1 protein-coding gene and 1 pseudogene are annotated in these 1,182 nt (G+C 37.7%); both read right to left on the bottom strand.

Going from position 1 to position 1,182, the window contains the following annotated elements:
- Positions 1 to 159, bottom strand: a pseudogene (locus tag ACIA6T_RS35600) (IS982 family transposase); the annotation flags it as partial.
- Between the two features lie 179 nt (positions 160 to 338).
- Positions 339 to 1,182 (bottom strand): IS982-like element ISLll1 family transposase (locus ACIA6T_RS35595; protein WP_399450643.1); only part of this gene is annotated, 844 nt, incomplete at its 5' end.

The raw sequence follows: 1,182 nt of genomic DNA, 5'->3' as shown, positions 1-1,182 counted from the left end.
TACGCCACATAGGTAACAAGTAATCACTAAGCAATCTGATGTTGCGAGATGGACGTTCTTTCGGTTTTGAACCTCAAGGGGAACACTCGTTTGATAAAGCGTCTCAATGGTTGTCAGTAAATAAACAAAAACTTTTGGAAGTGTGCTATTATAAGTCATATAAGTCGTGCGCTTTCTAATGCTTAGTGGTTTAAGATTAGGATAGCACGACTTATTTATTTTCCAATGAAATTAACTAGCAATTCGGGTTAACTATTATCAATAGTTTAGTTTTCATTCCCTATCAATGTATTTTATTATATACCTATTTCTATATATATACCCGAATTGCTAGTTGATTATTTATCCATGACTTGATACCCGATAGAATATCTTAAAGTCTCTGGTTCCAGTGATTTAGCTGATTTTAACAGTAAAGAATACGCTAAAAGTATCATCTCTAATTTCAATTGAAAACCTTGAGGCGAACGACTTTTACAACGCTCAGCTCCTAGATTTGTCAAAAAAGAGAAAACTCGCTCAATCACTTTTCTACGTTTTGAAAAATTAGGGAAAAGGATTTTCTTTTGCTTCATGTTCTTCCTGACAGGTGTAATTAGATCAATTCCTTCTAATTCCAGCCTTTCATGCAGTGACTGACCTAGATATCCCATATCTCCAAGGACTGTTGGTGTCCCAAATTGACTCAACACTTCCTCGGTCATTGAACTATCAGCCATTGAAGCAGGAGTAATTGTGTAGTCTATGACATAGCCTGATTCACTGACTAAAGCATGACATTTACATCCATAGAAGTACTGTCCCTTTGTAGCATTGTAGCCAACATTTGCATAATCTCCAAGAACTTTGCTTCTGAAGTTACGAATAGGCTGACACAAAGGAATGGGGAAGCTGTCAATAATGGATACACTCATTCCTTCAACCTCTTTAAAGACGAGTGCTTGGCGAATGACTTGGATACTCGGTAAGAGGGCATTACAACGGCGGACAAAGCGAGAATATTCTAGGAAATTAGGAAATAAACTTTGAGCAAGTTGGTGCTTAGCTTTAAGCGTTTCACTAAAATGCAGTACGCCCCAGAGGTAACAAGCGATAACTAAGCAATCTGATGTTGCGAGATGGACGTTTTTTCGGTTTTGAACCTCAAGGGGAACACTCGTTTGATAAAGCGTCTCAATGGTT

The sequence above is a fragment of the Streptomyces sp. NPDC051740 genome (assembly GCF_044453165.1).
GTDB lineage: Bacteria > Actinomycetota > Actinomycetes > Streptomycetales > Streptomycetaceae > Streptomyces > Streptomyces atrovirens.
Note: the sequence above shows the minus strand (reverse complement) of the source record. Positions and strands in the feature narration are given on the sequence as shown.